This window comes from Methylocystis sp. sgz306128, from assembly GCF_056032725.1.
On the sequence record NZ_JBVYWO010000001.1, the window covers coordinates 197,332 to 219,287 of the forward strand.

At 61.9% G+C, this 21,956-nt stretch carries 22 protein-coding genes and 1 other RNA gene; 6 read left to right on the forward strand and 17 right to left on the reverse strand.

Annotation, left to right across the window (positions count from 1 at the left end; genetic code table 11):
* The first annotated feature begins 29 nt into the window (after window positions 1-29).
* Window positions 30-392: a MarR family transcriptional regulator gene (locus AC0N03_RS00885; protein ID WP_474286486.1), complete on the forward strand. Its 363-nt coding sequence runs from the start codon at window positions 30-32 to the stop codon at window positions 390-392.
* Between the two features lies 1 nt (window position 393).
* On the forward strand, window positions 394-1,236 hold the full coding sequence (locus tag AC0N03_RS00890; RefSeq protein ID WP_474286487.1) for a C40 family peptidase: 843 nt from the start codon (window positions 394-396) through the stop codon (window positions 1,234-1,236).
* On the opposite strand, the gene AC0N03_RS00895 is transcribed toward AC0N03_RS00890, so the two are convergent.
* From AC0N03_RS00895 to AC0N03_RS00930, 8 genes are all read right to left on the reverse strand, one after another.
* Window positions 1,233-2,174 carry a 2-hydroxyacid dehydrogenase gene (locus AC0N03_RS00895; RefSeq protein ID WP_474286489.1) on the reverse strand — a complete coding sequence of 314 codons (942 nt, stop codon included), beginning with the start codon at window positions 2,172-2,174 and terminating at the stop codon, window positions 1,233-1,235. The two genes, AC0N03_RS00890 and AC0N03_RS00895, sit on opposite strands and share 4 nt — an antisense overlap.
* 3 nt (window positions 2,175-2,177) lie before the next feature.
* Window positions 2,178-3,497, reverse strand: coding sequence for a thymidine phosphorylase (gene deoA / locus AC0N03_RS00900; RefSeq protein ID WP_474287202.1), 1,320 nt, complete (start codon window positions 3,495-3,497; stop codon window positions 2,178-2,180).
* Window positions 3,497-4,309, reverse strand: coding sequence for a purine-nucleoside phosphorylase (locus tag AC0N03_RS00905; RefSeq protein WP_474286490.1), 813 nt, complete (start codon window positions 4,307-4,309; stop codon window positions 3,497-3,499). Before AC0N03_RS00905 ends, deoA begins: the two co-directional genes overlap by 1 nt.
* A complete protein-coding gene (locus AC0N03_RS00910) occupies window positions 4,306-4,710 on the reverse strand; it encodes a cytidine deaminase (protein ID WP_474286492.1) in 405 nt (134 codons plus the stop codon). Before AC0N03_RS00910 ends, AC0N03_RS00905 begins: the two co-directional genes overlap by 4 nt.
* Window positions 4,710-5,681: an ABC transporter permease gene (locus AC0N03_RS00915; protein WP_474286493.1), complete on the reverse strand. Its 972-nt coding sequence runs from the start codon at window positions 5,679-5,681 to the stop codon at window positions 4,710-4,712. Before AC0N03_RS00915 ends, AC0N03_RS00910 begins: the two co-directional genes overlap by 1 nt.
* Entirely contained in the window at window positions 5,681-6,784 is a 1,104-nt protein-coding gene (locus AC0N03_RS00920) for an ABC transporter permease (RefSeq protein WP_474286494.1), read from the reverse strand. Before AC0N03_RS00920 ends, AC0N03_RS00915 begins: the two co-directional genes overlap by 1 nt.
* Entirely contained in the window at window positions 6,781-8,316 is a 1,536-nt protein-coding gene (locus tag AC0N03_RS00925; RefSeq protein ID WP_474286495.1) for an ABC transporter ATP-binding protein, read from the reverse strand. Before AC0N03_RS00925 ends, AC0N03_RS00920 begins: the two co-directional genes overlap by 4 nt.
* Before the next feature lie 181 nt (window positions 8,317-8,497).
* Window positions 8,498-9,490, reverse strand: coding sequence for a BMP family lipoprotein (locus AC0N03_RS00930; protein ID WP_474286496.1), 993 nt, complete (start codon window positions 9,488-9,490; stop codon window positions 8,498-8,500).
* 265 nt (window positions 9,491-9,755) lie between these two features.
* On the opposite strand from AC0N03_RS00930, the gene AC0N03_RS00935 reads away from it, so the two are divergent.
* Window positions 9,756-10,133, forward strand: a complete 378-nt coding sequence (locus tag AC0N03_RS00935) for a methylglyoxal synthase (protein WP_474287203.1) — start codon at window positions 9,756-9,758, stop codon at window positions 10,131-10,133.
* Between the two features lie 20 nt (window positions 10,134-10,153).
* Here AC0N03_RS00935 and upp read toward each other — a convergent pair whose 3' ends face one another.
* From upp to AC0N03_RS00970, 7 genes are all read right to left on the reverse strand, one after another.
* Window positions 10,154-10,798: a uracil phosphoribosyltransferase gene (gene upp / locus AC0N03_RS00940; protein WP_474286498.1), complete on the reverse strand. Its 645-nt coding sequence runs from the start codon at window positions 10,796-10,798 to the stop codon at window positions 10,154-10,156.
* 204 nt (window positions 10,799-11,002) lie between these two features.
* A complete protein-coding gene (locus AC0N03_RS00945; RefSeq protein WP_474286499.1) occupies window positions 11,003-12,193 on the reverse strand; it encodes a phosphopentomutase in 1,191 nt (396 codons plus the stop codon).
* The gene (locus tag AC0N03_RS00950) at window positions 12,193-13,782 is read right to left on the reverse strand and encodes an ABC transporter ATP-binding protein (RefSeq protein WP_474286500.1); all 1,590 of its coding nucleotides are present in this window, start codon (window positions 13,780-13,782) and stop codon (window positions 12,193-12,195) included. Before AC0N03_RS00950 ends, AC0N03_RS00945 begins: the two co-directional genes overlap by 1 nt.
* Window positions 13,783-13,785: 3 nt before the next feature.
* The gene (locus AC0N03_RS00955) at window positions 13,786-14,916 is read right to left on the reverse strand and encodes an ABC transporter permease (RefSeq protein WP_474286501.1); all 1,131 of its coding nucleotides are present in this window, start codon (window positions 14,914-14,916) and stop codon (window positions 13,786-13,788) included.
* Window positions 14,917-16,011 (reverse strand): microcin C ABC transporter permease YejB, encoded by a 1,095-nt coding sequence (locus AC0N03_RS00960; protein WP_474286502.1) that lies wholly within the window; start codon window positions 16,009-16,011, stop codon window positions 14,917-14,919. It abuts the gene before it with no gap.
* Complete coding sequence (locus tag AC0N03_RS00965) at window positions 16,011-17,864, reverse strand: extracellular solute-binding protein (RefSeq protein WP_474286503.1); 1,854 nt, start codon at window positions 17,862-17,864, stop codon at window positions 16,011-16,013. Before AC0N03_RS00965 ends, AC0N03_RS00960 begins: the two co-directional genes overlap by 1 nt.
* A gap of 134 nt (window positions 17,865-17,998) precedes the next feature.
* Window positions 17,999-18,532: a c-type cytochrome gene (locus AC0N03_RS00970; RefSeq protein WP_474286504.1), complete on the reverse strand. Its 534-nt coding sequence runs from the start codon at window positions 18,530-18,532 to the stop codon at window positions 17,999-18,001.
* A 174-nt stretch (window positions 18,533-18,706) separates the two neighbouring features.
* Here AC0N03_RS00970 and AC0N03_RS00975 point away from each other — a divergent pair, with 174 nt between their 5' ends.
* Both AC0N03_RS00975 and AC0N03_RS00980 read left to right on the forward strand, forming a co-directional pair.
* Window positions 18,707-19,444, forward strand: coding sequence for a 3-deoxy-manno-octulosonate cytidylyltransferase (locus AC0N03_RS00975; protein ID WP_474286505.1), 738 nt, complete (start codon window positions 18,707-18,709; stop codon window positions 19,442-19,444).
* Window position 19,445: 1 nt separating this feature from the next.
* Window positions 19,446-20,297, forward strand: coding sequence for a prephenate dehydratase (locus tag AC0N03_RS00980; protein WP_474286506.1), 852 nt, complete (start codon window positions 19,446-19,448; stop codon window positions 20,295-20,297).
* Window positions 20,298-20,321: 24 nt separating this feature from the next.
* Here AC0N03_RS00980 and nudC read toward each other — a convergent pair whose 3' ends face one another.
* Both nudC and AC0N03_RS00990 read right to left on the reverse strand, forming a co-directional pair.
* Entirely contained in the window at window positions 20,322-21,302 is a 981-nt protein-coding gene (nudC, locus tag AC0N03_RS00985) for an NAD(+) diphosphatase (protein ID WP_474286507.1), read from the reverse strand.
* Window positions 21,299-21,736, reverse strand: coding sequence for an HIT family protein (locus AC0N03_RS00990; protein WP_474286508.1), 438 nt, complete (start codon window positions 21,734-21,736; stop codon window positions 21,299-21,301). Before AC0N03_RS00990 ends, nudC begins: the two co-directional genes overlap by 4 nt.
* Before the next feature lie 113 nt (window positions 21,737-21,849).
* Between AC0N03_RS00990 and ffs the strand changes: the two genes are divergently transcribed.
* Window positions 21,850-21,946, forward strand: an RNA gene (ffs, locus tag AC0N03_RS00995) — signal recognition particle sRNA small type.
* Window positions 21,947-21,956 lie beyond the last annotated feature (10 nt).

The following is a 21,956-nucleotide window of genomic DNA, read 5'->3' on the forward strand; positions in this document are numbered from 1 at the left end:
AATACGGCTCCGAAACGAACGGAGCCTTCATGCCGGTGAACATGCGCCCAGCGCAGGCGTTGCGATTGCTGCACGTCATATCCTATGATCTGGTGGGCGAGGGCAAGCCGGAGCTCGCGCCCGATTTCACATTGCGGCAGATCGCCATTCTGCTCACCATCTATCTGGAGCCGCCGCCCCATACGGTGCGGGGGCTGGCCAGAAAGCTCGACGTCACCAAGCCCGTGATCACGCGTGCGCTTGATACGATGGGCAAATATGATCTGGTGACGCGGCGGCGCGATGAAACGGATTTGCGCAATGTCATCATCCAGCGCACAGTGAAGGGTGCGCTTTATGTCGAGGCTCTGGGCGATCATATTTCGCGTCAGGCCGCACGTCTGGGACCCTGAGATGAAACCTGATCCCCGCATCACGCCCGCCCGTCCGGATATAGCCGCCGCTCATCTCAAGGGACAGGTGCAGGCGGCCCGCTTTGTGGAAGGGCAGACGATGGAGGTGCGCGACGGCGTGGCGCCGCTGCGGCGTGAACCGCGTCCCGATGCCCCCGTTGATACCGAACTGCTGTTCGGCGAGTCGTTCACTGTCTATGAAACCGACGAGGAAGGCTGGTGCTGGGGACAGGCCGTCCGCGATTCCTATGTCGGCTATGTCGCGCGCAATGCCCTTGGTCCAAAGCTGCCGAAGACGCATCGTATTTCGGCGCTGGGCAGCTTTCTCTATCCCGGCCCCAATATCAAATTGCCGCCGCTCGCGGCGCTGAGCCTCAACAGCCTGCTGAATGTGTCGCGCCGGGAGGGAGATTTTCTCATCCTGCCGAGGCTGGGCTGCGTTTGGGCGGCCCATGCCGCGCCGCTCACGTCCGTCGAGCCGGATTTTGTCAGCGTGGCCGAGCGGTTTCTCCATGTGCCCTATAGCTGGGGCGGGCGCAGCCGCGTCGGCGTCGATTGTTCGGGGCTGGTGCAACTGGCGCTGCAGGCCTGCGGACAGGATGTCCCGCGCGATTCAGACCAGCAGGCTGCGCTTGGCCGGGAAGCGGACGGCGCCTTGCAGCGCGGCGATCTTATCTTCTGGAAAGGGCATGTCGGCATCATGCAGGATGAGGAGCGCCTGCTGCACGCCAACGGCCATTTCATGTGCGTGACATCTGAGCCGCTTGATGCCGCGCGCATCCGCATTCAGGCGAAGGGCGGCGGCGGCGTGACGGCGGTGCGGCGGCTGGTAGCCGGGGCTTAATAGCCCCGCGCGGGGTCGACGACGTTTTCCAGCGGCTTTCCGGCCTCGAAAGCCTGAATCTGCCGGACAATATAGGCGGCCAGAGCCGCAGGTTCCGAAATCGCCGAATTATGCGGCGTGATGGTGACGCGCGGATGGTGCCAGAGCGCGGAATCCTCCGGCAGCGGCTCCACTTCGAACACGTCCAGCGTCGCCGCCTTGAGAATACCCTCGTCGAGACATTCGAGAATATCGCTCTCCGTTTGCGAAGCGCCGCGTCCGGCATTGATAAGCACCGGCCCGCCGAGGCGGCCATCTGAAGCCAGCTTCTTAAACAGGGAACGGTTCAGGATGCCGCGTGTTTCCTGCGTCAGCGGCAGGAGACTGACAAGTATGTCTGTGCGCGCCAGAAAGGGCTCCAGCCCGGCTTCGCCGGCATAGCAATCGATGCCGGCGATATGTTTGACGCTGCGGCTCCAGCCGGCGACATCGAAACCGATGGCCTTGAGCTTGAGCGCGGCGTCCTTGCCGAGCACGCCCAGCCCCATCACGCCCACGCGCACCTCGCGTGCTGCCGGCTGGAAGCGATCGTCCTCCCAGATTTTCTCATATTGCTGCCAGTCGTACATGCGCTGCTGCCGATGGTGCAGCAATGTGTGCAGCACCACCCATTCGCTCATGCGGTCGCGCAGATCCTCATCGACGATGCGCACCACCGGCACATCGGGCAGATCCGTATCGCGGAAGACGTGATCCACGCCAGCCCCGAGCGAAAAAATCACCCTGAGATTGGGATAGGCCCTGAGCGAGCCGGGTTTGTGTTTCCATGTGGCGGCGTAATGCACATCGGCCGGATCGAACGCATCGTCGGGCGTCACGATCCGCCGTTCCGGCAGGAGCGCGGCAAAGCGTTCCACCCAAGGCGCGGCATCCCAGCCTTCCAATGTCACCAGCAGCATGTTCTATCCCGTAATTCGCTCGAGCACCGGCGCATGGTGCGCCTTTTCTTCGCCAAATTGCAAGGCAGAGAGCAGAATCTCTTGCGCTGCATCAAACTGTGCCTGACTTTGGGCGTGGATAAAGCCGAGCGGCTGGTCTTTTTCGACATATTGCCCCAGACCGGCAAGGCGGCTGAATCCGGTTGCCGGATCGATCCTGTCGCTGGCGCGCATCCGTCCGCCGCCAAGCCCGATGACAGCAATGCCGATGTCGCGCGTTGCGATGGCGGCGATAAACCCGCTGCGAGGCGCTGGCACGGGGCGCACGAGTCTGGCCTGCGGCAGATGGCGCGACGCCTTTTCCACGAAGTCGGCTGGACCGCCGAGCGCCGCGACCATGCGTGCGAACCGCTCCGCCGCCCGTCCGCTGTCGAGTGCTTCCTGCAAGGCGCGGCGCGCTTCGGCGAGGGAGGCGGCGATAGTGCCGCCGGTCAGCATTTCCGCGCCCAATGCCAGAGTCACCTCGTGCAGGCGGGGATCGCGGCGCGCGCCGGTAAGATAATCAACGGCGTTCTGCACCTCGACGGCGTTGCCCGCGCAACTCGCAAGCGGTTCGTTCATGTCGGTGATCAGCGCCGTTGTCGGCAGGCCCGCGCCGGTGGCGACGAGGGCGAGGCTGCGCGCCAGTTCCCGGGCATATTCCAGCTTCGCCATGAAGGCGCCATTGCCGGTTTTGACGTCCATGACCAGAGCCTGCAGACCGGCCGCCAGTTTCTTGGACAGGATAGAGGCCGTGATCAGCGGGATGGATTCCACCGTGGCCGTGACGTCGCGGATGGCGTAAAGGCGCTTGTCGGCCGGCGCGAGATCGGCGGTCTGGCCGATGATGGCGCAGCCCGCTTCGCGCACCACCCTGCCAAACAGGCTGGCGTCGGGCTGCGCCACATAGCCGGGTATGGATTCGAGCTTGTCCAGCGTTCCGCCGGTATGGCCGAGGCCGCGCCCGGAAATCATCGGCACGAACCCGCCGCAGGCTGCCACCATGGGTGCCAGCATCAGGCTGACATTGTCGCCGACGCCGCCGGTCGAATGTTTGTCGATCACAGGCCCGGGCAGATCAAGGCCGCGCCAGTCGAGTATTGTGCCCGATTGCGTCATGGCCTGTGTCAGGGCTACGCGCTCGCCGATGTCCATGCCACGGAAGAAAACCGCCATGGCGAAGGCGGCCACCTGACCCTCGCTCACCGAACCATCGGTCAGGCCCTTGACGATGAAATTGATTTCGGCCGCGCTGAGCGTGCCGCCGTCGCGTTTCTTGCGGATGATTTCCTGCGGCAGCATGATCAGCCTCCCGCCAGCTTGCGGATGAACCCGCGAACCAGCCGTTCGAAGCTGTTTGCGCTCTGATGCGCGACATCCTTGGTTTCGGCATGCGAGGGGCTTGCGCCCTCAATTCCGGCAGCGAGATTGGTGATCATGGACACAGCTGCCACTTTCAGCCCTTCGTGCCGTGCAAGAATGACTTCCGGCACGGTGGACATGCCGATGACATCCGCCCCCAGCAGGCGCGCCATGCGGATTTCCGCGGGCGTCTCGAAGGAGGGGCCGGGGTACCACATATACACGCCCTCATGCACGGCAATGCCGCCTTCGCGGGCAACAGCGCGCATCAGCTCCAGCAGGGCCGGGTCATAAGCGTTCGTCATCGAGACGAAGCGGCTGTCGGACTGCACGCCGGTCAGCGGATTGATACCCGAATAATTGATGTGGTCGTTGAGCAGCGCCAGCGAACCGGGTCGCCAGTCGGCGCGCAACGCGCCGCAGGCATTGGACAGCAGCAGGGTTTTTGCACCCATGGCGGCGAATGTTTCTATCGGCACGGCCATGGCGCGGGCATCGCCATGCTCGTAAAAATGCGCGCGCCCCTGCGCGAAGGCGACGCGAAGCCCCTCCAGCCGGCCGATCACCAGCCGTCCCGCATGGCCGGAAACGCCGCTGGCTGGAAAGCCCGGCAAATCCGCATAGGGCAGGATGGTGGCCTCCTCCACGGCATCGGCAAGGCCGCCGAGACCCGTGCCGAGCACCATGGCAAGATCGACGGGCGCGCGCTCTCCGGCAGCGCGGATGATGCCGAGCGCGGCAGTGGACTGGCTCATTTGCCCTCCAGATGGCCCGGGCCGAAGGAATAGGGCAGCAATTCCTCCAATGTGAAGCGGGCGCGCAGACCCGCCGGTCCGGCAATATGGATGGGCGTATCCGGCGCCGCGAATTCGCGGATGCGCTGGCGGCAGCCGCCGCAGGGCGTGACCAGACCTTCGCCCGCTCCGATCACCAGAATTTCCGCGATTTTTCTCTCGCCCGCCAGCACCATGGCCGAGATCGCACCGGTTTCGGCGCAGGCACCTTGCGGATAGGCGGCATTTTCGACATTGCAGCCGGCGTAAATAGCGCCGGATTCGCCGCGTATCGCCGCGCCGACGCTGAATTTCGAATAGGGCGCATAGGCGGACGCCTGCGCCTTCTGAGCCGCGTCGAAAAGATCGTCAAGGCTGGACATCAGCGCTCCTTCACATAGGCCATGCCCGAGGCTTTCGGCGGAATGGCCGAGCCGATGAACCCGGCCAGCAGGATGACGGTCAGCAGATAGGGCAGGGCCTGTATGGCCTGTACAGGAATCTGTCCAAGCACAGGCACAGCGACGCCTTGCAAGCGGATCGATATGGCGTCGAGCACGCCAAACAGCAGGCAGGTGGCCAGCGCTGCCCATGGCCGCCACTTGGCGAAGACCAGCGCGGCCAGCGCGATGAAGCCCTTGCCGGCGCTCATCTGCGGCAGGAATCCGGCGGCCTGCGCCACCGAGAGATAGGTGCCCGAAAGTCCCGCCAGCACCCCGCAGATGACGATCGCCTGATAGCGCAAGGCCCGCACGGAAATTCCAGCCGTATCGACGGCGGCCGGGTTTTCGCCCACCGCCCTCAGACGCAGGCCGAAGCGGCTTTTATAAAGCACAAACCATGTCAGCGGCACACAGGCGAAGGCGATATAGGTGATGGATTCATAGCCGGATATGAGATGATGATAAACCGAGCCGAGAAAGGGGACGTGATCTGCCGCCTCGGTCCCCGGCAGGCGGATCGGCGAAAAGCGTGCCGCGCCCTCCAGCGCCGGCGTGCGTCCGCCCTGTCCGAACCAGGCATTGCCCAGCAGGGCGGTCAGCCCGACTGCCGCCATGTTGATGGCCGTGCCGGAGACGATCTGGTTGCCGCGCTGGTCGATGGCCGAATAGCCGTGCACCAGCGAGATCAGCACCGAAATGACGATGCCCGCCGCGAGGCCCGCCCATGCGCTGCCGGTGAAGGTGGCGGCGGCGGCTGCGGCAAAGGCCGAGGCCAGCATTTTTCCCTCAAGCCCGATATCAACGACGCCTGAGCGCTCGCTCCAAAGGCCTGCGAGGCAGGCGCACAGCAGCGGCACCCCGAGGCGGATGCCCGAGGCAAGAATAAAGACACAGGTGTCGAACAGGTCCATTATTGCGCCTTTGCATCGAATAGCCTGAGCAGGCTGGCCAGCGGCTGGCGGAACAGGCCCTCCAGCGCTCCGCCGAAGAGCACCACCAGTCCCTGTATCACCATGATCATGTCGCGGGTGATCTTCGGCTGGTCGAAGGCAAGCTCCGCTCCGCCCTGATAGAGCATGCCAAACAGAATCGACGCCAGGACGATGCCGACAGGATGCGCCCGGCCCATCAGTGCCACGGCAATGCCGACAAAGCCGAACCCGGCCGTATAATCAAGCTGCACGCGGTGCGCATCGCCCAGCAGCATGTTGACGGCAAGGCCGGCATTGAGCGCGCCCGAAATCAGCATGGTGATGATGGTGATGCGCGCGGGCGAAATGCCGCCATAGACCGCCGCATGCGGGTTTGCCCCGACCGTGCGTATCTCGTAGCCGAGGCGTGTGCGCCAGATCAGCAGCCACACGGCCCACGCAGTGGCCAGCGCCAGCAGGAACGAGAGATTGAGCGGTGTTTCGGCAATTTTGAAGCCGAAATGCGCCATGATCTCCTTGAGGCGCGGCATGTTGGCCGATGCGGCGAACATCTGCGTCGAGGGGTCCATCGAGCCGGTCTTGCGTAAGACATTGACCAGCAGATAGCTCATCAATGCCGCCGCCAGCGAATTGAACATGATGGTCGTAATGACGATATGGCTGCCGCGCTTGGCCTGCAGATAGGCCGGGATAAGCGCCCAGAGCGCGCCGAAGGCCAGCGAAAAGACAATGGCCAGCGGAATGACGACAATCGCGGGCAGAAAGCCGAGATTGAGCCCGATCAGCGCCGCGCCGAGGCCGCCGACATAGGCCTGGCCGTCGCCGCCGATATTGAACAATCCCGCTTTGAACGCGACAGCCACGCCAAGCCCGGCGAAGATGAAGCTCGTGGCGTAATAGAGCGTGTAGCCCAGCCCGTTGACCGAGCCGAGGCTGCCCATGATCATCAGCCGGGTGGCGGTGATCGGGCTTTCGCCGATCGCCAGCACGACAAAACCCGACACAACGAAGGCCAGCGCGATATTGAGCAGCGGAATGGCGATAATATCGGCCCATCGGGGGAGTTGCACCGGCGCGCTCATGCGGCGGCCTCGTCGAGACCGGCCATAAGCAGGCCGAGATCCTGCGCATTGGTATGTTCAGGGCGCCGCTCGCCGGTGATGCGTCCGCCGCACATGACGATGATCCGGTCGGACAGGGCTGTGATTTCGTCCAGTTCCACCGACACCAGCAGAATGGCTTTGCCCGCATCGCGCATGGCGATGAGCTTCTTGTGGATGAATTCGATTGCGCCGATATCGACGCCGCGTGTCGGCTGGCCGACGAGCAGCACATCGGGGCTATGTTCCATTTCGCGCGCCAGAACGATTTTCTGCTGGTTGCCGCCCGAGAAATTGGCCGTTTTCAGTTTAGGATCGGGCGGGCGGATGTCATAGGCGGACATTTTTGCCGCCAGATCGGCGATCATCCTGTCCGGTTCGAGCAACAGGCCCGCACCGAAGGCCGCATCGTCCTGAAACCCAAGAATTGCGCTCTCGAAGGCCTCGAAAGAAGTGACCAGTCCCATTTTATGCCGGTCCTCCGGCACATGCACCACATGATGGGCGCGGATCGATCTTGGATTGCGCTCGCTTTCGGGGAGTTCAACGCCGTTGATCAGAATGGTGCCCGAAGTAATGGCCCGGATTCCGGCCAGCGCTTCGAGCAATTCCGACTGGCCATTGCCCGCAACCCCGGCAATACCGACAATTTCGCCCGCATGTACCCTGAACGAAGCATCCTGCACGCGCGCCACGCCGAATTCATCCGTCACCACAAGATTGCGCGCCTCCAGCAGCACCTTGCCGGGATGGCTGACGCCCTTGTCGACCCGCAGCAAAACCTTGCGCCCGACCATGGCATCGGCCAGTTCCGAGGTCGACGTTTCCTGCGTGGCAAAATGGGCAACCATTTCGCCGCGTCGCATCACCGAAACCCTGTCTGTGACATCCATGATCTCGCCCAGCTTGTGGGTGATGAGGATCACGGTTTTGCCCTGCTCTTTCAGCACGCGCAGCATGTCGAACAATTGCGTTGCTTCCGCCGGCGTGAGCACGGCTGTCGGTTCGTCCAGAATGAGGATCTCTGCGCCGCGCACCAAAGTTTTCAATATTTCGACGCGCTGCTGCAGGCCCACCGGAAGATCGCCGACACAGGCATCGGGATCGACGTCGAGACCGTAATCCCGGGCCAAACCGGCCAGACGCGCCCGCGTGGCCTGCGCCCCCCGCGCCAGAAGCGCGCCGCCCTCCGCGCCGAGCATCACATTGTCGAGCACAGAAAGCGTTTCCACCAGCATGAAATGCTGGTGCACCATGCCTATGCCATGCGAAATGGCCTCACGACTGGAGCGGATGCGGACCGCTTCGCCATTGACCTTTATCGTGCCGCTGTCGGCCTCGTAAAATCCGTAAAGGATCGACATCAATGTCGATTTTCCAGCGCCGTTCTCCCCGACAATGCCGTGGATCGACCCGCGCGCGACGCTCAGGTCGACGTTCTTGTTGGCGTGAACCGCGCCAAAGGCCTTGTTGATGCCGGTCAGTTCGATAGCGGGCAGGGAGGCTTGACTCATGAGCGGCGGCGCGTCGTTTCGGTTAAGGGCACATGGCGTTGCTTAGTTTACCCTCATCCCAACCCTCTGCCCGGAGGAGAGAGAACGGTTCACACGCCGCCTTCTCTCCTCAACCCGAATTTGTCGAGGGAGGGGAGAAGGCCGGGATGAGGGCAAGAGTTCGATTAGGAAAGAACAGCCCTTACATGCACTTGGAATCGCTCATGTAATCATGGACCTGAATCTTGCCCGAGATGATATCCTGAGCGGCCTGATCGGCAGCGGCTTTCATTTCAGGCGTCACCAGAGCCTTGTTGTTGTCATCCATGGCATAGCCGACGCCGTTTTCCTTGAGGCCGAGCGCCTGCACGCCGCCCTTGAACGTGCCGTCCTTGGCCGACATGAAGACATTATAGGTTGCGACATCGACGCGCTTGAGCATCGAGGTGAGGATCTTGCCCGGATGCAGGCCGTTCTGGTTCGAGTCGACGCCGACGCCAAGCTTGCCGGCATCTGCCGTGGCGCGCAGCACACCGATGCCCGTGGCCCCGGCTGCGGCATAAACCACATCTGCGCCCTGTGCGATCTGGGATTTGGCGAGTTCGCCGCCCTTGACAGGGTCGTTCCAGGCCGCCGGGCTGTTGCCGGTCATGTTCTTGATGACTTCGATCTTCGGATTAACGTATTTTGCGCCTTGTTCATAGCCGCAGCCGAATTTGCTGATGAGCGGAATGTCCATGCCGCCGACAAAGCCGATCTTGCCGGTCTTGGAAGCTTTGGCGGCCAGCAGGCCGACAAGGAACGAGCCCTCATGCTCCTTGAAGACAATGGAGGCGACATTCGGCTTGTCCACCACCATGTCGATGATGGCGAAATGGGTCTTGGGGAATTCGTCGGCGACCTTTTCCAGCGCGGTTGCCCAGGCAAAGCCCGGCAGAACGATGGGGTCCTGCCCGTCGGAGGCAAATTTGCGCAGCGCCTGCTCGCGCTGGGTGTCGTTCTGGATTTCGAAGTCGCGGAACGCGATGCCGGTGTCCTTGGTAAATTTTTGCGCGCCGTTGAACACGCCTTCATTGAAGCTCTTGTCGAATTTGCCGCCCAGATCATAAATGATCGCAGGCTTGATATCAGCCGCATGCGCTGCCGCCGCGCCCAGCAGGGCGGCGGCAAAGGTCAAGGAAACCAAAGTTTTCATCTTACTCTCCCTCAAGATAAAACCTGACTATCTGGTCAGAAATATGCGGCTCTGTCAAAGTCCGGAATTTGTGCAAATCCAACTGTTCTGTGTATAAACATGCGCAATTTCGCGTCATTGTCGAGCCTCGTCTTCAGGCGGGCGCATGCATCGGATTTTTCGATATACTAGGCCTGAAACCGGCATGGGCCCGGCGCAGTTTGAAGGTTGAAACGCAGGGTCATGCGGGCGGCCGTCCCGCGCACCCGGGGAAAGGTGGATGGATATGGCGGTTTTGCGGCGTCTGGCTCTGATAGCCCATGACCAGAAGAAATCCGACATGGCGGACTGGGCCGAGCGGCACCGGAAAAGCCTCGCGCATTACCAGCTTTTCGCCACGGGAACCACGGGTGGGCGAATCATGGAGCGCTGCCCGGAATTGCCGGTGACCCGGCTCAAATCCGGTCCGCTTGGCGGCGATCAGCAGATCGGCGCGATGATCGCCGAAGGGCAGATCGATGCGCTGGTGTTTTTTGTCGATCCACTCTCGCCGCACCCGCACGATGTCGATGTCAAGGCGCTGATGCGCGTCGCCCTTGTCTACAACATTCCGATGGCGCTCAATCTGTCCACGGCGGAACTGCTGATCGACGGGCTGGAATGATCTTTGCCGTCACGGCACCTTCACTTGGTGCCGAACATCCGGTCGCCGGCATCGCCAAGGCCGGGCACGATATAGCCATGCTCATTGAGGTGGCTGTCGATCGACGCCGTCCAGATTTTCACCTCCGGATGGGCTTCATGCAGATGCCGGATGCCTTCCGGCGCGGCCAGCAGGCAGACGAAGCGGATATCCCTCGCGCCGCGCGCTTTCAGCAGTTCTATCGCTGCAACGGCTGAATTGCCGGTGGCCAGCATCGGATCCATCAGGATGATCGAGCGGTCGGCGAGGTCGCTGGGCGCCTTGAAATAATATTCCACGGCCTGCAGGGTTTCCGGGTTGCGGTAAAGCCCGATATGGGCGACGCGAGCCGAGGGGACCAGCATCAGCATTCCGTCAAGAAAGCCGACGCCTGCGCGCAGGATCGGCGCGAACACCAGCTTCTTGCCCGCAATCGTCGGAGCCATCATCTTGGTGATCGGCGTTTCGATCTCAATCATTTCTATCGGAAGATCGCGCGTCACCTCATAGCAGAGCAACATGCCGATTTCATTGAGCAATTGCCGGAAACCCTTGGTGGAGCGCGAGGCGTCGCGCATCAGGGTGAGCTTATGTTGTACGAGCGGGTGATTGACGACCTGAACGCCGCTAAAACCGTGATCTTGCATGAGAACCCCTTGAATTTTGGGGTCAGGATAAAGCAAAAGCGCTATCGGCGGTCAGGAATCATTGCGGTCATCCACCGTTTTTTGGCGAAGCATAGCCAGCCCCGGTGTTTCCGGTTTCCCGCTATTCGGCAGGCTCGGAATGAGGTTGGACAGGCTCGGTATGAGCGAAAAGCGAGGCGCAAAGCAGCGTGCATGCAACCGGCGTCAGATCCAGCTTGTGCCGCGCGGCGGCGGCGGAAGCTTAAGCCATGCCGCGATGCTGGCGCCCACATCGGCGAAAGTGGCGCGCCGCCCCAGCGCGCGGGGCGGCAGGGACGCGCATTGCGCGAGGATCGGCACGAATTCGCGCGTGTGGTCGGCGCCCCTGAAGCACGGATCATTGCCGTGGTCGGCTGTAAGAATGAGAAGATCATCGGGCCTGAGCCGGGCAAACAATTCGGGCAGACGCGCATCGAAGGCCTCAAGGCAGCCGGCATAGCCGATCGGATCGCGCCGGTGGCCGTATTCGGTATCGAAATCGACGAAATTGGCAAAGATGAAGCCGCCGTCCTTCAGCGTTCCGATGGCGGCAAGCGTCATGTCGAAATGCGCCATATTATCCGCGCCCTTGATCTCGTGTCCGGTGCAGTGATGCGCGAATATGTCTCCGATCTTGCCGATGCTCACGACATCGCGGCCGGCTTTTGCAGCAAGTTCGAGCAGATTGTCTGCGGGCGGCGGCACGGCGAAGTCCTTGCGGTGCGGCGTGCGCTGAAAATGGCCGGGACTGCCGGAGAAGGGGCGGGCAATCACGCGTCCGATGGCGTAGGGGTCGGCCAGCCTGCGCACGGTCCTGCACAGGTCGTAGAGCCTTTCCAGCCCGAAGCTGTCCTCATGCGCGGCGATCTGCAGCACGGAATCGGCCGATGTGTAGCAGATAGGCTTGCCGGTTCTGACGTGTTCCTCGCCAAAATCTTCGATGATCTGCGTGCCTGAGGCGTGGCAATTGCCCAGAATGCCGGGAAGCCCGCCCTCGCGGATGATGGCCTCGGTCAGTTCCGGCGGAAAGCTGGGAATGGTGCGGGGAAAATAGCCCCATTCAAATGGCACGGGCGTTCCCGCCAGTTCCCAGTGGCCGGAAGGCGTGTCCTTGCCCCGCGAGACTTCGGCCCCGAAACCCCATTGGCCCGCTGCATCCTGCCGGATGAAGCCGGCGGGAAACTGCCCGCTGGCCAGTTCCGCCGCCGCGCCGAGGCCGAGCCGCGCCATATTGGGCAGGGTCAGAGGGCGGCCCTGCGCGGCGCAGGCCTGCGCGATATGGCCCAGAGTGTTGCTTCCGGCATCGTCATAGGCCGCTGCATCGTCGGCGGCGCCGATACCGAAGGAATCGAGGACCAGCAGCAGGGCGCGCGGCATCAGAATTCCCCCTTGTGAAACGCGGCCTCGAACAACTGGCGGGTATAGTCCTGCGCGGGTGCGGCAAATATGGCGTCTGCCCGGCCGGCCTCGACCACTTTGCCGCCTTTCATGACGATGATGTCGCTGGCCAGCGCCTTCACCACCTTCAGGTCATGCGAAATGAACATGTAGGTGAGCTTGCGGGCCTGCTGAAGCGCGCGCAGCAGATCGACGATCTGCGCCTGAACCGACATGTCGAGCGCCGATGTGGGCTCATCGAGTACGATGAATTTTGGATGCAGGACCATGGCCCGCGCTATGGCGATGCGCTGGCGCTGGCCGCCGGAAAATTCATGCGGGTAGCGGTCCATGCTGGCCGGATCAAGGCCGGTATCGGCAAGCGCCTGCGCCACGATCTCGCGTTGTTCCAGCCGCGAGGTCGCCTTGCCGTGGATGCTCAGGCCTTCGGCGACGATTTCGGCCACCGAGAGACGGGGCGAGAGCGAGCCGAACGGGTCCTGAAAGACGATCTGCATTTTGCCGCGCAGCGGGCGCATGTCCTTGCGGGAAAAGCCGGCAATGTTCTGGCCCATGAACACGATCGGCCCTTCGGAGCGGATAAGGCGCAGGATCGCAAGCCCCAGCGTCGTCTTGCCGGAGCCCGATTCGCCGACGATGCCGAGCGTGTGCCCCTCGCGCAGGCAGAGCGAGACGCCGTCCACCGCCTTGATGTGGCCGACGGTGCGCCGCAGGAAACCCTCGCGGATCGGAAACCACACTTTGAGATTTTCGGCCTCGACGATGACGGGCGCATGATCTGCTGGCGCTGGCGGCGCGCCCTTGGGCTCTGCGGCAAGAAGCATCTGTGTATAGGCATGGCGCGGGCTGGTGAACACCTGCGCCACCGGGCCGGTCTCGACGATCTCGCCCTTCTGCATGACGACCACATCGTCGGCCATGCGCCTGACAATGCCGAGGTCATGGGTGATGAACAGCAGGGCCATGCCGTGTCTGGCCTGCAAATCCTTGAGCAGCGCCAGAATCTGAGCCTGAACCGTGACATCGAGGGCTGTCGTCGGTTCATCGGCAATCAGCAGGTCCGGCTTATTGGCCAGCGCCATGGCGATCATGACGCGCTGGCGTTGTCCGCCTGAGAGCTGATGCGGATAGGCGGAAAGCCGCTCCTCGGCATTGGGCAGCCCCACCTCGCGCAGGAGTTCAAGCGTACGCGCCGCAGCAGCGGCCTGCGATGCTCCGTGAACGCGCAGGATTTCGCCGACCTGCCTGCCGATATTGTGCAGCGGGTTGAGCGAGGTCATCGGCTCCTGAAACACCATGGAGACCGTTCGTCCGCGCAGTTTCTGCAAGCTGCGTTCGTCGGCCTGGCTGATGTCCTCGTCATTCAGACGGATGGTGCCGGTTATATTCGCCCCATGCAGCAGGCGCACGATGGAGAGCGCCGTGACGGATTTGCCCGAGCCGGATTCGCCCACCAGCGCCAGCGTCCTGCCGCGCTCCAGCGTGAAGGACGCGCCTTTGACGGCCTCGGTGCTGCGCCCGCCCTGCGTGAATGTGACATTGAGGTTCTCAACCCTGAGCAGTGTCATCGGCTACCTCAGGGTCTTGCGCGGATCGAACGCATCGCGCACGGCCTCGCCGATGAAGATGAGCAGCGACAGCATCAGCGCTATGGTGAAGAAGCCGGTCAGACCGAGCCAGGGCGCATTGAGATTGGCGCGGCCCTGCAGCAGCAGTTCACCCAGAGAGGGGGAACCGGGCGGCAGGCCGAAGCCCAGAAAATCCAGCGACGTCAGCGTGGTTATCGACCCATTGAGGATGAAGGGCAGGAAGGTGAGCGTCGCGACCATGGCGTTTGGCAGCACATGCCGCCACATGATCCGCGCATCCGAGACGCCGAGCGCCCGCGCCGCATTGACATATTCGAAATTGCGCGCCCGCAGAAACTCCGCCCGAACGACATGCACCAGCGCCACCCATGAAAAGGCCAGCAGGATGCCCAGCAGCACGAAGAAACTCGGACTGATGACCGAGGAGAGGATGATCAGCACATAAAGCGTTGGCAGCGATGACCAGATTTCGATGAAACGCTGGAAGACAAGGTCTGTCCAGCCGCCAAAATAGCCCTGAATGGCGCCCGCCAGAATGCCGATGGCCGAGGATATGCTGGCCAGCGCCAGACCGAAGAGGATGGAGATGCGAAAGCCGTAAATCAGCCGCGCCAGCACATCGCGGCCCTGATCGTCCGTACCGAGCCAGTTCCATTCCAGATCGCGGCAGCCGAGCGCCGGATTGTCGCTTTTGAGATTTTTCTGTGCCGCCGCGCGGCAGATGTCGGTGCTCAGCGTCCATGTCGGCGGCGAGGGCACGGGCGTCGGCACGTCGTAATTATGGGTGTTGTCGGCAAAGCGGATGGGCGGCCAGATCATCCAGCCATGCGCCTTGATCTCGTCGGATATGACCGGATCGCGATAATCGGTCTCGGCCAGAAAGCCGCCGAACTTGCTCTCGTCATAATGAATCATCACGGGAAACAGCCACTCGCCCTTGTAATAGGCGATGATCGGCCGGTCATTGGCGAGAAATTCGGCGAAAAGCGAGAGCACGAACAGCACGCCGAAAATCCAGAACGACCAGTAGCCGCGTTTGTTGGCCTTGAAATTGTCCAGACGGCGCCGGTTCATCGGCGAGAGGTTCTTTTCGGGAAGCGGCGGCGCCAGCATTCACACCTCCCGCGTCTCGAAATCGATGCGCGGATCAATCCATGTATACATGAGATCCGACAGCAGCCCGACGAACAGCCCCAGCAGCGAAAAAATGTAAAGATTGGCGAAGACCACGGCATAGTCGCGGTTGACGATCGCTTCATAGGACAAGAGCCCCAGCCCGTCGAGCGAGAAGGTGAACTCGATCAGCAGCGAACCGGTGAAGAAAGCGCTGACAAAAGCGCCGGGGAAGCCGGCAATGACAATCAGCATGGCGTTGCGGAAGACATGGCCATAAAGAACCTGCCGCTCCGAAAGGCCCTTCATCCGCGCGGTCTGAACATATTGCTTGCGGATCTCGTCGAGAAACGAATTCTTGGTCAGGAAGGTTGTCGTTGCGAACGAACTGATCGACATGGCCAGAATGGGCAGGCAGATATGCCAGAAATAATCGGTGATCTTGTGCAGCAGCGTGAAATGCGACCAGCCCTCCGAGGTCAGCCCGCGCAGCGGGAATATCTGCCAGAACGAGCCGCCGGCAAACAGCACGATGAGCAGAATGGCGAAAAGAAAACCCGGCACGGCATAACCGACAATAATGACGGCGGATGTCCAGACATCGAAACGCGAGCCGTCCCGCACAGCCTTGGCAATGCCCAGTGGGATGGAAACCGCATAGGAAATCAGCGTCATCCACAGGCCGAGCGTCATGGATACGGGTAGTTTCTCCTTGATCAGCGTGATCACCGGCGTATCGCGGTAATAGCTTTTGCCGAAATCGAACATCAGGTAATTTTTCACCATGATGAAGAAGCGCTCATAGGCTGGCTTGTCGAAGCCGAACTGTTTGTCGAGTTCGGCGATCAGCTTGGGATCGAGCCCCTGCGCGCCGCGATATTTCGATGTGGCTTCCGCCGCCGCCGTGCTGGCCGCGCCCAGATCCTTGCCGCCGCCAAAGCGCGACGTAGCCGAGGCGTCCAGACCCTGAAGCTGCGCGACAATCCGCTCCACCGGCCCGCCGGGCGCAAATTGCACCACGATGAACGTTAGCAGCATGATGCCGAACACGGTCGGGATCATCAGCAGGATGCGGCGGGCGATATAGGCCAGCATCAGCCGCGCCCTATTTTCTTGGCCTTGGCCTCGTCAAACCACCATGTGCCGGGTGCGCCCGTCCCATATTTGGGCGTGGTCTGCGGCCTTGAATATTCGTCCCAATAGGCAATCCACGCCTGATCGCGGTGCCACATCGGGATCCAGTAGCGCCCCGCGCGCAGCACGCGGTCTAGCGCGCGCGCCGCCACTTCCATGTCATGGCGGGTGGTCGCCTTGGCCACTTTGTCAACGAGGGCGTCAACAGCAGGGTCCGTTATTCCGGCAAGATTGGCTCCGCCGGGCGTCTTTGCCGATTCAGAACCGTAGATCACCCGCAGTTCGTTGCCGGGGGTGAGCGCGCCGCCGCGGTTGAGGCTGATGATGTCGAAATCGAACTGCTGCGTGCGGGCCTGATATTGCGCGGCATCGACAAGCCGCGTGGTGGCCTTGATGCCGAGGCGTCCCAGATTCTGCTGGAAGGGCTGGGTATGCGGCTGCAGCGCGCCTGATGAATCGAGAAATTCGATCTCGAAAGGCTGGCCGTTCGGCAGGTTGAGCAAGCTGCCGTTGCGCTTGCAGCCGGCGGACAGCAGCAGGTCATTGGCTTTTCTGAGCAGGGCGCGGTCGGTGCCCGAGCCGTCCGATACGGGCGGCACATAGGGCTCGCCGAAGACCTCGTCGGGCACCTTGCCGCGGAACGGCTCAAGCAGCGCCAGTTCTTCGGGCGAGGGCTTGCCCTGCGCCTCCATGGGCGTGCCCTCGAAGAAGGATGCCGTGCGTTTTGTCGACGAGAACATGATGGTTTTGTTCGTCCATTCAAAATCGAAGCACAGGCCGATCGCCTCGCGGATGCGCGGATCATGAAATTTGTCGCGGCGCAGGTTGAAATACCAGCCCTGAATGGTCGGCGGCACACCGCTCGGCAGGGCTTCCTTCTTCACCCGGCCATCCTTGACGGCTGGAAAATCATAGGCCGTGGCCCAGAGGCGGGAGGTATATTCCTCGTGATAGGTGATGGTGCCGTTCTTGAAGGCTTCGAAGGCCACCTGCCGTTCGCGGAAATATTCATAACGGATTGTGCCGAAATTATTCTGGCCGACATTGACCGGCAGATCCTTGCCCCAATAATCGGCAACGCGCTCGAACTCGACGAAGCGTCCCTGCTCGAAGCGGGACAGCCGGTACGCGCCTGAGCCAAGCGGCGCATCGAGCGTCGGCTCCTCGAAATTGCGTTTGGCCCAGTAGGCGGCGGAGAAGATCGGCATTCCGCCGATCACCAGATGCAGGTCGCGGCTGCGCCGTGGCGAGAGCTGCACCTTGACAACATCATCGGCCTCGGCTTCGGCACCGGTCATTTCAGCAAGTATTTCCCGATAGAGCGGATGGCCTCTGGTCTTGAGAATATTGAGCGAGAATGCGACATCCGTTGCCGTGAGGCGGCTGCCGTCGTTAAAACGCGCCTCGGGCCGGAGCAGGAAGCGGTAGGTCAGCCTGTCGTCGGCAATGCGCACCGCGCGCGCCGCCAGCCCATAGAGCGCATCCGGCTCATTGCCCGATCCCGCCATCAGCGAATCGAAGCACATATCCATGCCGGCCGCGCCATTGCCCTTCAGCACATAGATGTTGAACGTGTCGAAGGTCTCAAAATTCTGGTTGCCGTTGGTCGAGGAGATCTGCAGGACGAGGCTGCCGCCCTTCGGCGCCTGCGGATTGACATAGGAAAAATATTTGAAATCCGGCGCTTCCTTCAGTTCCCCGAAGGAGGAGAGCCCGTGGGTCTCCGTTTCCGCAAAGGCGCGGCCGGGTAGGAGAAACGCGCCAAGAGAAGCGGGAACAAATTTGAGCAGGGTGCGGCGGGTGAGATCGAGCACGGAAGGTCGCGGCCTCTTTTCAAAATGATTCGCTCTGAAATTAGAGCGTTTTTGCCCGCGAGGCCACAGCTAACAGCCCCAGACAGCAAAAGGGCCGGAACATGTCCGGCCCTTTACCCGCTTGTTGGCAAAGATTACTTGGGAAAATCGACCGGCGCATCCGACAAGGTGCGCAGATAGGCGAGGATATCGGCGCGCTTGGTGTCTTCCTTTTCGCCGGCATAGCCCATCTTCGTGCCAGCGATATAACCCTTCGGATTTTCGATGAAGGAATTGAGCGCCTCGTAATCCCAGTTGCCGCCCTTGGCCTTCATGGCATCGGAATAGGCAAAGCCCTCGACTGAGCCCTTGGCGCGGCCAACGACGCCCCACAGCGGCGGGCCAACCTTTGCAGCTCCGCCCTTTTCAAGATTGTGGCAGGCGGTGCAGACCTTGGCGATTGCCGCGCCCTTGGTGGCGTCAGCCTTGGCAAGAAGCTCCGGCAGCGGCACAGCGGCCTTGGCCGGCGCGGCGGCCGCTTCCTTGACCTCTCCCGAAGGCAGATCATAGCCCGCTTTTGTCAATTTTTCATGGGTGAAAAGACCATTGGACACAATGCCCAAGCCCATGACGAACAGCAATGTTCCAAGAACTGCACCAGCGATCTTGTTGAACGCGAGATCATCCATACTTCAGGCTCCGTCAGGCTTGCTCAAAATTTCCAAGCGTCATTCGCCCGGAAAGGGACATTTCATATTTTCTAACTACAGGCATTGCGCCCTTCTTGGCAACACGTATAAACGCCAATAAACGTCAAATCATTGCTACTTTTTGCCGCCAGACGAGAAATTTCAGGTTCACGCATGTCAGATCCCCTTATCCTTATCCCGGCGCGCATGGCCTCAACCCGCCTGCCGGGCAAGATGCTGGCCGATATCGCGGGACAGCCGATGATTGTCCATGTCTGGCGGCGGGCTATGGAGGCCGGGATCGGGCCGGTTGTGGTGGCGACCGATTCGCCCGATATCGTCGCGGCCGTGGCGGCGGCGGGCGGCACAGCCGTCATGACCGCGCAGAGCCACCAGTCGGGTTCCGACCGCATCTTCGAGGCGCTGCAAAACATCGATCCGGATGGCCGCCATGACGTGATCGTCAATGTTCAGGGCGATCTGCCGACCCTTGATCCGCGCATTCTGGCCTCGGCGCTGCTGCCGCTGGCCAATGCGACCGTGGATATAGCCACGCTCGGCGCAATGATCACGCACGAGCGGGAAAAGACCGACCCGAATGTGGTCAAGATCGTCGGTTCACCCCTGACGCCGCATCATTTGCGCGCGCTCTATTTCACGCGCGCGACAGCACCCTGGGGCGAGGGGCCGCTCTATCACCACATCGGTCTTTATGCCTACCGCCGCAAGGCGCTGGAGCGTTTCGTGGGCCTGCCGCCATCCGTGCTGGAGCAGCGCGAGCGGCTGGAGCAACTGCGCGCGCTGGAGGCAGGCATGCGCATCGATGCCGTCATTGTGGATACGGTGCCGCTGGGGGTCGACGGGCCGGATGATCTGGCCCGGGCGCGGGAAATGTTGAAAAGCGAGAATTGAAATGAGCAAGATTGCCTATCAGGGCGAGCCGGGTGCAAATTCCGACATTGCCTGCCGCGACGTCTATCCCGGCATGGAGCCGCTGCCCTGCGCCACTTTCGAGGAGGCGCTCAACGCCGTTTCGGACGGCTCAGCCGAACTCGGCATGATCCCGATCGAAAATTCCATTGCCGGGCGCGTGGCGGATATCCACCAGCTCATGCCGAAAGCGGGTCTCTATATCGTTGGGGAATATTTCCTGCCGATTCACTTTCATCTGCTTGGCCTGCCCGGTGCACGGCTTGAGGACATAACCGACGTCTACAGCCATGTTCACGCGCTCGGCCAGTGCCGGAACATCATCCGCAAGCTGGGCCTGCGCGGCCATGTCGCCAGCGACACGGCAGGTTCTGCCCGCGAGGTCGCCGAATGGGGCGACATCTCCCGCGCTTCGCTGGCGACGCGCCTCGCCGGGGAGATCTACGGCCTCAAGGTTCTGGCCGAGAATGTGGCCGACGAAAGCCGCAACACCACGCGCTTCGTCGTTCTGTCGCGCCGGCCGCAGGATTACCGCGCCTTTCCCGGGCCGCTGATCACCACATTCATCTTCCGCGTGCGCAACGTGCCCGCCGCGCTCTACAAGGCGCTGGGCGGGTTCGCCACCAATGGCATCAACATGACCAAGCTGGAAAGCTATATGGTCAATGGCGAATTCACGGCGACGCAGTTTCTGGCCGATGTCGATGGCCACCCAGACGATCCCTCGCTCGCCCGCGCGCTGGAGGAACTGGCCTTCTTCTCCAAGGAGGTGCGTATTCTGGGAACATATCCGGCGCATCCCTTCCGCATAGAGAGCCAGAAGGCGGCTGAATAGCCCAGCCGGGGAGTCCCGCCGCCGTTATTCTCCGACCCAGGCCCTCAGAATGTGGTGGGCAATGGCCATTGGCTGCGGCGACGAAAGTCCGTCCGGGTGCGTGCCATCCAGCAGCGCGCGGCATTCGTCGCGCGAAAACCAGCGGGCGTCTTCCAGTTCATGCGCGTCGATGCGTATGTCGCTGGAATGTGCCTCGGCGATACAGCCGATCATCAGACTGGCCGGGAAGGGCCAGGGCTGGGAAGCAAGATAGGTCACCTTGCCGGTCTTGAGCCCGGCTTCCTCATAAACCTCGCGCCGAACAGCGGCTTCCAGTGTTTCCCCGCTTTCGAGAAAACCGGCAAGACAGGAATACATGCCGCGGGGAAAGCGGGCCTGCCGCCCGAGCAGCGCGCGCTCGCCATCCACCACCAGCATGATCACCACCGGGTCGGTGCGCGGAAAATGCTGCGCGCCGCAGGCCGCGCATTCGCGCCGCCAGCCGCCGGCGGCAAGTGCTGTCCGGCTGCCGCAGCGGCCGCAAAACCGGTGGCTTGCATGCCAGTGCAGCACGGCCTTGGCCTGCCCGAGTATACCGACCAGCGCCGGCTCAACCATCTGCCTCATGGCGATGGAGCGCATGTCGGTGAGCATCAGATCAGGGCGGCGGATCAGACGGATGATGCGCGTGTCCAGAAGGCCGCTCTGGTCGGCGATATCGATGATCTCGCTGTCTTCCTCAGCCAGAAGATGCGCGAAAAGAGGCCGGTCGTCCCAGTTGCCGAGAAAGACGGATTCCGTCACCTCGCCAAGGCTCTCCGCCTCGCTGACGGTGAACAGCGGATCCTGATCGTTCAGCACCGGCATGTCGCGGGCGATCACCAGCACACGCGCCTCGGAATCGGCTTTCAGGCGCGCCAGAACAGCCGCGTCGTCGCGCCAGTCGGAATGGCGATCGAGCGGGTTGCGCACAAAGCCCATCTGGCCAAAATGCGCATAGGAGAGCGGATCAGAAATCATGTTCATCCAATGGGGTTCGTGACCAGCGCCGTTCGGATTTTTTCGCGCACGGCTTCGCTTTGTTCGTTCATATAGGGCATGGGCTCGCCAAATCCCCAGACCGGCCGCGGCCAGGCCAGATCTTTTTCAAAGCGGGCGACAATATGGACATGCAGTTGCGCCACAACATTGCCGATGGCGCCTATATTGAGCTTGTCGGGACCGAAAATATCGCGCATCAGGCGCGAAACGCCGCTGATCTCCGCAAAAAGCCGGGCCTGATCCTCGGCCTCGAGGTCGATGATCTCGCGGATGCTGGGGCGGCGCGGCACCAGAATGACCCACGGAAAACGCGAATCGTTCATCAGCGCCAGACGTGAAAGCGGCAGCTCGGCGAGCGCCAGAGTGTCGGCAGCCAGACGCGGATGCAGCGTGAACGCGGGGGAAGACAAGAGACTCATGCGCGATTTGTGGCATTGCGCTGCGCCCTGCGCAAGCCGCGTCCGGTCCGCGTGCGGATTAATTTTTTATGCCCGCCCTTGCGAAACGGGTCCGATTTCGTCATATAGGAAGCGGGAGGTTGGCGGTGGACGTTTCACTCGCCAACCGGGTCAGGTCCGGAAGGAAGCAGCCCTAACGAGACCGAGCGGGTCTTCGTCCAACCTCCTACTTTCCCTTGTC

Bases quoted from the DNA above. Each gene is read 5' to 3' on its own strand.
- AC0N03_RS00885 (WP_474286486.1), top strand. From the start codon at position 30: ATGCCGGTGAACATGCGCCCAGCGCAGGCGTTGCGATTGCTGCACGTC.
- AC0N03_RS00890 (WP_474286487.1), top strand. From the start codon at position 394: ATGAAACCTGATCCCCGCATCACGCCCGCCCGTCCGGATATAGCCGCC.
- AC0N03_RS00905 (WP_474286490.1), bottom strand. From the start codon at position 4,309: ATGAGCCAGTCCACTGCCGCGCTCGGCATCATCCGCGCTGCCGGAGAG.
- AC0N03_RS00945 (WP_474286499.1), bottom strand. From the start codon at position 12,193: ATGCCGCGCGCCCTGCTGCTGGTCCTCGATTCCTTCGGTATCGGCGCC.
- AC0N03_RS00935 (WP_474287203.1), top strand. From the start codon at position 9,756: ATGGCGGTTTTGCGGCGTCTGGCTCTGATAGCCCATGACCAGAAGAAA.
- AC0N03_RS00950 (WP_474286500.1), bottom strand. From the start codon at position 13,782: ATGACACTGCTCAGGGTTGAGAACCTCAATGTCACATTCACGCAGGGC.
- AC0N03_RS00915 (WP_474286493.1), bottom strand. From the start codon at position 5,681: ATGGACCTGTTCGACACCTGTGTCTTTATTCTTGCCTCGGGCATCCGC.
- AC0N03_RS00970 (WP_474286504.1), bottom strand. From the start codon at position 18,532: ATGGATGATCTCGCGTTCAACAAGATCGCTGGTGCAGTTCTTGGAACA.
- AC0N03_RS00955 (WP_474286501.1), bottom strand. From the start codon at position 14,916: ATGCTGGCGCCGCCGCTTCCCGAAAAGAACCTCTCGCCGATGAACCGG.
- AC0N03_RS00980 (WP_474286506.1), top strand. From the start codon at position 19,446: ATGAGCAAGATTGCCTATCAGGGCGAGCCGGGTGCAAATTCCGACATT.
- AC0N03_RS00925 (WP_474286495.1), bottom strand. From the start codon at position 8,316: ATGAGTCAAGCCTCCCTGCCCGCTATCGAACTGACCGGCATCAACAAG.
- AC0N03_RS00990 (WP_474286508.1), bottom strand. From the start codon at position 21,736: ATGAGTCTCTTGTCTTCCCCCGCGTTCACGCTGCATCCGCGTCTGGCT.
- AC0N03_RS00975 (WP_474286505.1), top strand. From the start codon at position 18,707: ATGTCAGATCCCCTTATCCTTATCCCGGCGCGCATGGCCTCAACCCGC.
- AC0N03_RS00960 (WP_474286502.1), bottom strand. From the start codon at position 16,011: ATGCTGGCCTATATCGCCCGCCGCATCCTGCTGATGATCCCGACCGTG.
- AC0N03_RS00910 (WP_474286492.1), bottom strand. From the start codon at position 4,710: ATGTCCAGCCTTGACGATCTTTTCGACGCGGCTCAGAAGGCGCAGGCG.
- AC0N03_RS00920 (WP_474286494.1), bottom strand. From the start codon at position 6,784: ATGAGCGCGCCGGTGCAACTCCCCCGATGGGCCGATATTATCGCCATT.
- AC0N03_RS00930 (WP_474286496.1), bottom strand. From the start codon at position 9,490: ATGAAAACTTTGGTTTCCTTGACCTTTGCCGCCGCCCTGCTGGGCGCG.
- upp (WP_474286498.1), bottom strand. From the start codon at position 10,798: ATGCAAGATCACGGTTTTAGCGGCGTTCAGGTCGTCAATCACCCGCTC.
- nudC (WP_474286507.1), bottom strand. From the start codon at position 21,302: ATGAACATGATTTCTGATCCGCTCTCCTATGCGCATTTTGGCCAGATG.
- AC0N03_RS00895 (WP_474286489.1), bottom strand. From the start codon at position 2,174: ATGCTGCTGGTGACATTGGAAGGCTGGGATGCCGCGCCTTGGGTGGAA.